This is a genomic window from Candidatus Ruminimicrobiellum ovillum, from assembly GCF_002392975.1.
GTDB lineage: Bacteria > Elusimicrobiota > Endomicrobiia > Endomicrobiales > Endomicrobiaceae > Ruminimicrobiellum > Ruminimicrobiellum ovillum.
In genome coordinates, this window is record NZ_DGIC01000010.1 from 381,594 (window position 1) to 389,282 (window position 7,689).

Sequence of the window (7,689 nt, forward strand, 5' to 3'; positions counted from 1 at the left end):
ATGAAAAAGAGTGTAAGAGTTTTTGTTATCACTTTGTTTTTTCTTTTAACATTTTCCTTTGCAGGGTATGCGGAAAAAATAATTATGAATGACGGAACCGAATACGAAGGAAATATTCATCATCAGGATGATAATGTTGTTTTTGTTGTTTGTAAAGAAGATCTTATAAAGTTGAATAAAGCAGACATAAAAGAAATCAAAGAGGATGAAAAAACTAAAAAAAAAACTGGTTTGATGATTGATGATAGTGATGTTGTTGAAGATAACAATGAAGTAATAGTTCAAATAGGATATGATTTTTACGGCAAATATTTACATAAAGGTCATGAAAGCGAAACGGATTCTTCAAAAGGTTTAACACTTGCAGCAAAATATTATCATTATTTTCTTGATGAGTTCGGTATAGGTTGCGGTATAAATTTTCAGAGTTCAAGAGATCTTGAAGATATCCCCGGAGAAGCTTATTTTGTCCCTGCTTACATATCATTAAAACTTCGTTCCGTTCCCACCGAACCTTATAAATACGGTTATGTTGTCGGTAATGTCGGTTATAATTTTTTCTTTCCCGTTGCCGATTACGATACATATCTTATTGATGAAAAGGGAGGTTTTTTTTATTCGATAGGTGTAGGTATTGTATACAACAGTTTTTTGTTTGAAGTAACCGGTGCAATTCATAATGGTAATGCAAGGCTTAAATCCACAAGTTATAAAATAGACATAGAATACAGAACATATACATTTTCCGTGGGATATGTGTTTTAAATAATTTTTCTTCCCGAAAAATTTTATAGATAAAATCTTTATTTATATTGCATTATTAAATATGATATAATCAATAATATGAATATAAAAAATCTTTTCGCAGCATCATTTTTTTTATTTTTGTCTGTTAGTGCTTTTGCGGGAAACAAAACGGTTGTTTTCTTCGCGGAAAGTTTTGACGGGGTATCTGCAAAAGTTATTCAAAAAATAGAAAGTTCCGATAAGTTTTGTTTGGCCGTTGCTTTTGATGAAGACAAATATATAAAAAAGGAAATTCAAAATTTAATCGTTTCGCATAAAATAGAGCCTGTGCTAAACATTGTGGAACCGTATTTTCCGTTGATATCGTCACAAATAAACATAAATTCTTCCGATGTGTTCGATAAAACCGATATTTGTAAAGATATTTTGTTTAATTATAAAAAGACTTACAGAACCGCATTTGAAAGAAATAAGCATGGTCTTTATTTGAAAGGTGCGGCATTAAACGATGATGTTTTAGAACTGTTTTATAAAAATAATATTTTGTGGACAATGGCAAAAAACGAAAACGAAAATCAAAGAGGCTTGTTTATAAAAAACGGTGTTGCTTTATTTGTTCCTTACAAAAATTTTACGACGAGTGAAACAAAAATAAAGCAATGGTTTGATAATATAAACAATGTAAAATTTGTTCCGATAATATTAACCGCTTCACATACTAAAAATGAAAAATTTATGCTGGCTTTAGTAAATTTTGTTAACAAAAACAGTGGTTTGGATGTTGAGTTACCGATAAATGCGGCTTTTTACGGATACAATTCAAAAACAATAAAGAACAATATTTTATTGGAAAAATTATCGTCTGTTCCAAAAGAAAATGTTTTGAAATTGTATTTGGCAGATAAAGAAATCAAAAATTACGGCAAGAAACAAAATGAAGAAGTGTATACGATTTTATGTGATGAACTTTCAAACATGTACAGTTACAATGTTATAAACGGAATTATAAATAATAAACAAAATTCAATTAAGTTGTTTGATATATCTTATACGAATATTTTTAGAATGTTGAATAAAAAAGCACCGAGTACAAAAGAAATAAAATATGATTTGTCGGATACCGAAAATACCGATACGGATAACGGGGATTGTAAGTTTACAAAAAATAATAATTCCATAATTATTGATAACGAAAGTAATATTTTTACAACTTTTTCCGTTGAAAAAAACAATGAATATATTTCGTTTAAAACGGATGCAGATTTAAATGTGTTGGACAGTATTGATATTTATATTGATATGAATAGTATTGCTTATACCGGTTCACAAAAAATGTTAAAACCGGTAAATGCTTTTTTTGTTCCGGAAAACAGTTGGGAGTTTGCCATAAGAATAACAAAACAAAATATTTATATTTATAAATATTTATCGTCGGGTGCAGAACTTATTGAAACAATTAAAAACGAAGCCGGAAATTCTTCCGTAAAAGTTTCCGCAAATATTTTAAAAGGTAATCCTTACAATTGGAATTATCAGACGGTTGCAATAAAAGACGGGGAAGTTTCGGATTTTATTGAAAATAAAGAAAAGAAAGAAAAAATGTTTAATGTTTTACCTTTGCAAATAAAGATGTACAATTATATTGATTAAGGTTTGAGGTTAGAATATGAAAAAATTTGTTGGTTTATTATCGTTGTTTTTTGTTTTTGTGTCTGTTTATTGCTTTGCAAAAAATGAAATTAAAACAGCCGACATAACCGTAGAGGCTCAAAAATTAAATGTTATTTTTGACGGACAAGGTTATGACGGTATGAATTTATATAGCATATCGGGCAGCAATTTTTTATCTTTAAGAGAGTTGGCGAGTTTTTGTCAGGCAAGATTAGAATGGTATTCCGTGAGTAAAAAGGTTTCAATGAAATTTAAAAACAGATCCATAGATATTTTTTATGATTCGAGAAAAGTTTCTTTCGGTAAAAATAAAGTAAAACTGAAAATGCCTTCCGTAATGATAAATAAAGAAGTTTATGTTCCGGTCGAAATTTTGGAATTAAAATATTTCCCTGAAATGTTGGAAGCGGTTGTTAACTTGGATACGCAACACAGAATACTTAATGTTACATCCATATCCAATATATCTGCCGTAAGATATTACACAAAAGAAAATAATACCGAGATTGTTATTGAACTTGAAGAGCAAATGACTCATACAATAAAAAAAGCTAAGAATTCTATTGTCGTTGCTTTTCAAAGAGGTAAAATTATAAAAGATAGTGTTGTGGCAAATAACGGAGCAATAAAAGATATTTCTTATGAAACAAAAGGCAGGGAAGCTGTTTTTACAATAAATTTAGCTCAAACTCCTAAGTCCGTAAGAGTTCAAAACTTCAAAAAACCTTTTAAATTGGTAATGGATATAGAACATACAAAACCGGTTGATATGGCAAAACCGACAAATATATATATACCCGATACCGTAGCGAGAATAGATAAAAAAACAATAAGTGCGGTAGAAGAAAAAATTATAGACGAGAAAAAAGAACAAAAATCGAAAGATGTAAAATCGGAAGAAAAAGTTCAAATTGAGAAAAAATCCGAAAATGTTTCCGAAATACAAACAGAACAAAAAGTAATTGAACAGCAACAGGAAAAGCCTGAAGATATCGGTAGTGATACCGAGGTTGTTTCGATAGATACAAGAATAATTGCAAATGATTCTCAAATATATGATAAACCGGTATTGGAAGAGGAAGAAGATGATTCGGAAGCACTTGCAAAAGTAAAAGTTGTAACCGTGGAAGAGGATCAAATTATAGATGACAGTTATGCAATAATTGACGATACGGAAACATTTAAAGATATAATACCAAAAACAAAAGAAATTGCTAAAGATGCAAAAATTATTGTACTTGATGCCGGTCATGGCGGTAAAGATCCCGGTGCAGTCGGACCGCACGGAACGAAAGAAAAAGATGTCAACTTGGCTATAGTGTTACAATTGGAAAAAATATTTAAGAAAGATAAAAATTATAAAGTTATACTTACAAGACAAGATGATACGTTTATTCCTTTGGTAGAGAGAGCAAACATTGCAAATAAAAATAAAGCGGATTTGTTTATATCCGTTCATTGTAATGCTAATTTGAACAGAACGGCTTCAGGATTCGAAATTTATTTCTTGTCGGAAAAAGCATCGGATAAAGAGGCTATTTCAACAGAAACTTTGGAAAACTCCGTTATTGCATTGGAAGACAAATCCGATGAAAAAAAGACGGTATTGCAAAATATGTTGTGGTCAATGGTTGTGAACGAATATATAAACGAATCATCGGAACTTTCAAGTTTTGTTATCGCGGAAGCTTCCGGAAGATTGAAGATACCGAGCAGAGGAATAAAACAGGCAAATTTCTATGTTTTAAGAGGAACACAGATGCCGTCTGTTCTTGTTGAAACGGCATATATAAGTAATTATACCGAAGAAGCAAAACTTAATACGAGCAGTTTTCAAAAGGCTGCTGCCGATTCGATATATGAAGGTGTAAAAAAATATTATGCGAGAAAAGCAAATAAAAAGTAATAAACCTATAGGTATATTTGATTCAGGTTTCGGCGGACTTACTGTTATGTCTGCGATATCTAAGCTTTTGCCGAAAGAAAATCTTATTTATTTCGGCGATAGTGCTCATGTGCCTTACGGCTCGAAATCAAAAAAAGTTGTTACAAATTTTACTGTTAATATATCAAAATTTTTGGAATCAAAAGGTGTAAAACTTATAGTTGTTGCTTGCAATACCGCTTCCGCATTCAGCTTAAATACATTAAAAAAAGTTATAAATGTTCCTATGATAGGTGTTATAGAAGCAGGTTCTGTCGTTGCATTGCAAAATACAAAAAACAAAAAAATAGGAGTTATAGGAACGGAAGGAACTGTTAAAAGCAATGCTTATGCTAAAGAGATAAAAAAACATGATAGAAAAATAAATTGTTTTTCCAAGGCATGTCCGTTGTTTGTTCCTTTGGTTGAAGAAGGGTGGAATAAAGGTAAAATTACCGAAGAAATTATAAATGTTTATTTAAAAGAATTGGTGAATAAAAAAATAGACACATTGATTTTAGGATGTACGCATTATCCGCTGTTAAAAGGTTCAATACAAAAAGTTATAGGTAAAAAAATAAAAATAATAGATTCTGCAACGGCTATTGCAATGGCCGTAAAAAATTTATTGAAAAAAAACAATCAATTGAAAAATTTCGGATCGGGTAAATATGAATTTTATGTAAGTGATGATCCTGAAAAGTTTAAAAATTTGGGCAGTAAATTTTTTGACAAAAAAATAAATAAGGTTATAAAGGTGGAATTATAATGAAATATAAACTTTCCGTATTTAAACATTTTTCATCGGCACATGCTTTAAGAGGATATAAAGGTAAATGTGAAAATTTGCACGGACACAACTGGAAAGTAAGAGTTTGCCTTTGCGGAACAAAACTTGACGAAATAGGAATGCTTATAGATTTTACCGATATGAAAGCACATCTCGACAAAATAATGGCAAAATTAGATCACAAATTTTTAAACGAAACTGAACCTTTCGATAAAATAAATCCAACGGCGGAAAATATTGCAACGTTTATATTTAACGAAATGAAAATATTTGAAACGGAAGATATAAAGGTTTGTGAAGTTGAAGTATGGGAAAGTGAAACATCTTCCGCAGTGGTATCGTTATGAAACAAAAGGCAATAATATTATTTTCAAGCGGACTCGATTCTACGACAGTTTTGTATTATGCAATGAGCAAAGGTTATGATTGTCATTGCTTAATATTCGATTATGGACAAAAACACAGTAAAGAAGTAGAAAATGCTAAGAAATTTGCAAAAAGTTTAAAGTTGAATTATCATGTTGTAAAAACATCTATTCCTTGGGATATGAGTTCGTTGATAAATAAGGATAAAAAAATTCCTGAACATAAACAAATAAAAGAAGGTTTTGTCCCGTCAACATATGTTCCGGGAAGAAACACCATATTTTTGTCGTATGCAATTTCATATGCGGAAACAATTAAAGCAAAAAAAATATTCTTGGGTATAAATGCGGTAGATTTTTCTTCTTATCCGGATTGCACCCCGCAATATTTGAAATCTATGCAACAAGTAATGAAAGCACTAAACAATGGTATAGAAATTTGTGCTCCCATAGAAAAATATTCTAAGGCTCAAATAATAAAGTTGGGAACAAAACTAAAAGTTCCTTATGAAAAAACTTGGAGTTGCTATAACGGTAAAACAAAACCGTGCGGTAAATGCGATTCGTGTAAATTAAGAGCTAAAGGTTTTAAAGAGGCAGGTATAGATGATCCGGCACTTAGATAAATATCTTGCACCTATAGATGAAGTATTTTTCTCTTACCAAGGTGAAGGAATATATGCCGGAATACCACAGATTTTTGTAAGATTTTCCGGATGCAATTTAAGGTGCAATTATTGCGATACACCGAATTCATTAAAAATAAATTCCGGTTCAAAATGTTTTACAACACAGGCTTTGTTTGAATATATAACTGATATATATAATCAAAACAAAGATAAATTTTATGGCAACAAACCATCGGTTTCTTTTACCGGCGGGGAACCGTTAATATATACAGATTTTATTTTAGAGTTAATGCAAAAATATTTGAAAAATAAATTTTCGTCATATATTGAAACCAACGGAAGTTTACCGCAACAAATAAAAAAAATTTATAACTATTGTGATGTTGTATCCATGGATATAAAGTTTAAGTCTGCATGCGGTAAAGATTTGTTTAAAGAACATAAAAAATTTTTAGAAATTTCCCAAAAAAAAGTTTTTGTTAAAACAGTTATAGCAAAGGATACCGAAGAAAAAGAATTTGTAAAAGCCGTTAACACTATTTCAAAAGTGTCAGATAAAATTCCGCTCATTATTCAACCCGCAAGTTTTGATAATATTACAAATCAAAAAGTTTTAAAATTTTATTCTATAGCAACAAAAAAAATAAAAAATATCAGAATATTACCGCAATTACACAAGTTGTGGAAAATGAGATAAAAATTGCAAAGCAATTTTGAGGTATAGATGTATGGAAGTATGAAAACAACAACGACAGGTTATTGGGTTATGGGGTTATAAGTTTAACGGCTAAAATAATATAGTTGAATAGTTTAAAAGTTTTATGTTTTGGAGAAACAACAATGACGATGTGTAAAAGTGAGTTAGAAACTTTTGGAAACAAATTCGTAAAAATATTAAATGAAAATAATCTTATAGCAGGTTTTGACGATACTTGTTTTAGGGATTATTTATTGCAAATATCATTAAAAAATAAATTGATTAAATTAGGTAAAATCGGGGTTTATTATAAACCGTCAAAGAAATCTTTTTCGTTAGTTACCACAAATATTAAAGATAAAGAATCCGTTGAAATTATAAATAAATGTTGGGATGAAGTTAACGGATTTAAAACATTTAAAGAAGAGTCCGGTATTTATGAGGCATTTGTTGACGGTTCTTATATAGACGGTAAAACAGGATACGGTGCAGCGATATTTTTAGGTGATAAAGAAATAGAAAAATTTTCCGGAAGGCTTGATGATACTTCAACAAGACAGTTTGGAGGAGAACTTTATTCGGTTACTCTTGTTTTAAAATGGTGTGAACTGAATAATATAAAGAAAATAAGAATAAATTATGATTATTTGGGGATAGAATATTTTGCTACAGGTAAATGGAAACCTAAAAACAGTCTTGCTCAAGAATACGTAGAAATTGTTTCTTCATGTGATATAGATATATTGTGGCGAAAAATAGATAGCCATACAGGAAACAAAAAGAACGATTTGGCAGATAAATTAGCTAAAGAAGGCGCAAATAAGTAAGATTTTACAAAAATTTCACAATGTTTTTTAGAAAAGTTT

Annotated in this window: 8 protein-coding genes; all 8 read left to right on the top strand. The window is 30.1% G+C overall.

Going from position 1 to position 7,689, the window contains the following annotated elements:
- The 8 genes from B2Y85_RS06210 (at position 1) to B2Y85_RS06245 (ending at position 7,650) form a co-directional block, all read left to right on the top strand.
- Positions 1-765 (top strand): hypothetical protein, encoded by a 765-nt coding sequence (locus B2Y85_RS06210; protein WP_372519610.1) that lies wholly within the window; start codon positions 1-3, stop codon positions 763-765.
- A 78-nt stretch (positions 766-843) separates the two neighbouring features.
- Positions 844-2,397, top strand: a complete 1,554-nt coding sequence (locus tag B2Y85_RS06215; protein WP_372519611.1) for a hypothetical protein — start codon at positions 844-846, stop codon at positions 2,395-2,397.
- Positions 2,398-2,413: 16 nt separating this feature from the next.
- Positions 2,414-4,324 (top strand): N-acetylmuramoyl-L-alanine amidase, encoded by a 1,911-nt coding sequence (locus B2Y85_RS06220; protein WP_372519612.1) that lies wholly within the window; start codon positions 2,414-2,416, stop codon positions 4,322-4,324.
- A complete protein-coding gene (gene murI / locus B2Y85_RS06225) occupies positions 4,299-5,111 on the top strand; it encodes a glutamate racemase (protein WP_372519613.1) in 813 nt (270 codons plus the stop codon). The genes B2Y85_RS06220 and murI overlap by 26 nt, the downstream gene beginning before the upstream one ends.
- Positions 5,111-5,479: a 6-carboxytetrahydropterin synthase QueD gene (gene queD / locus B2Y85_RS06230; RefSeq protein WP_372519614.1), complete on the top strand. Its 369-nt coding sequence runs from the start codon at positions 5,111-5,113 to the stop codon at positions 5,477-5,479. The genes murI and queD overlap by 1 nt, the downstream gene beginning before the upstream one ends.
- Positions 5,476-6,123 carry a 7-cyano-7-deazaguanine synthase QueC gene (gene queC, locus B2Y85_RS06235; RefSeq protein ID WP_372519615.1) on the top strand — a complete coding sequence of 216 codons (648 nt, stop codon included), beginning with the start codon at positions 5,476-5,478 and terminating at the stop codon, positions 6,121-6,123. Before queD ends, queC begins: the two co-directional genes overlap by 4 nt.
- Positions 6,104-6,823, top strand: a complete 720-nt coding sequence (locus B2Y85_RS06240) for a 7-carboxy-7-deazaguanine synthase QueE (protein ID WP_372519616.1) — start codon at positions 6,104-6,106, stop codon at positions 6,821-6,823. The genes queC and B2Y85_RS06240 overlap by 20 nt, the downstream gene beginning before the upstream one ends.
- A gap of 143 nt (positions 6,824-6,966) precedes the next feature.
- Positions 6,967-7,650 (top strand): RNase H family protein, encoded by a 684-nt coding sequence (locus B2Y85_RS06245; protein ID WP_372519617.1) that lies wholly within the window; start codon positions 6,967-6,969, stop codon positions 7,648-7,650.
- Positions 7,651-7,689 lie beyond the last annotated feature (39 nt).

Bases quoted from the DNA above. Each gene is read 5' to 3' on its own strand.
- B2Y85_RS06210 (WP_372519610.1), top strand. From the start codon at position 1: ATGAAAAAGAGTGTAAGAGTTTTTGTTATCACTTTGTTTTTTCTTTTA.
- B2Y85_RS06215 (WP_372519611.1), top strand. From the start codon at position 844: ATGAATATAAAAAATCTTTTCGCAGCATCATTTTTTTTATTTTTGTCT.
- B2Y85_RS06220 (WP_372519612.1), top strand. From the start codon at position 2,414: ATGAAAAAATTTGTTGGTTTATTATCGTTGTTTTTTGTTTTTGTGTCT.
- murI (WP_372519613.1), top strand. From the start codon at position 4,299: ATGCGAGAAAAGCAAATAAAAAGTAATAAACCTATAGGTATATTTGAT.
- queD (WP_372519614.1), top strand. From the start codon at position 5,111: ATGAAATATAAACTTTCCGTATTTAAACATTTTTCATCGGCACATGCT.
- queC (WP_372519615.1), top strand. From the start codon at position 5,476: ATGAAACAAAAGGCAATAATATTATTTTCAAGCGGACTCGATTCTACG.
- B2Y85_RS06240 (WP_372519616.1), top strand. From the start codon at position 6,104: ATGATCCGGCACTTAGATAAATATCTTGCACCTATAGATGAAGTATTT.
- B2Y85_RS06245 (WP_372519617.1), top strand. From the start codon at position 6,967: ATGACGATGTGTAAAAGTGAGTTAGAAACTTTTGGAAACAAATTCGTA.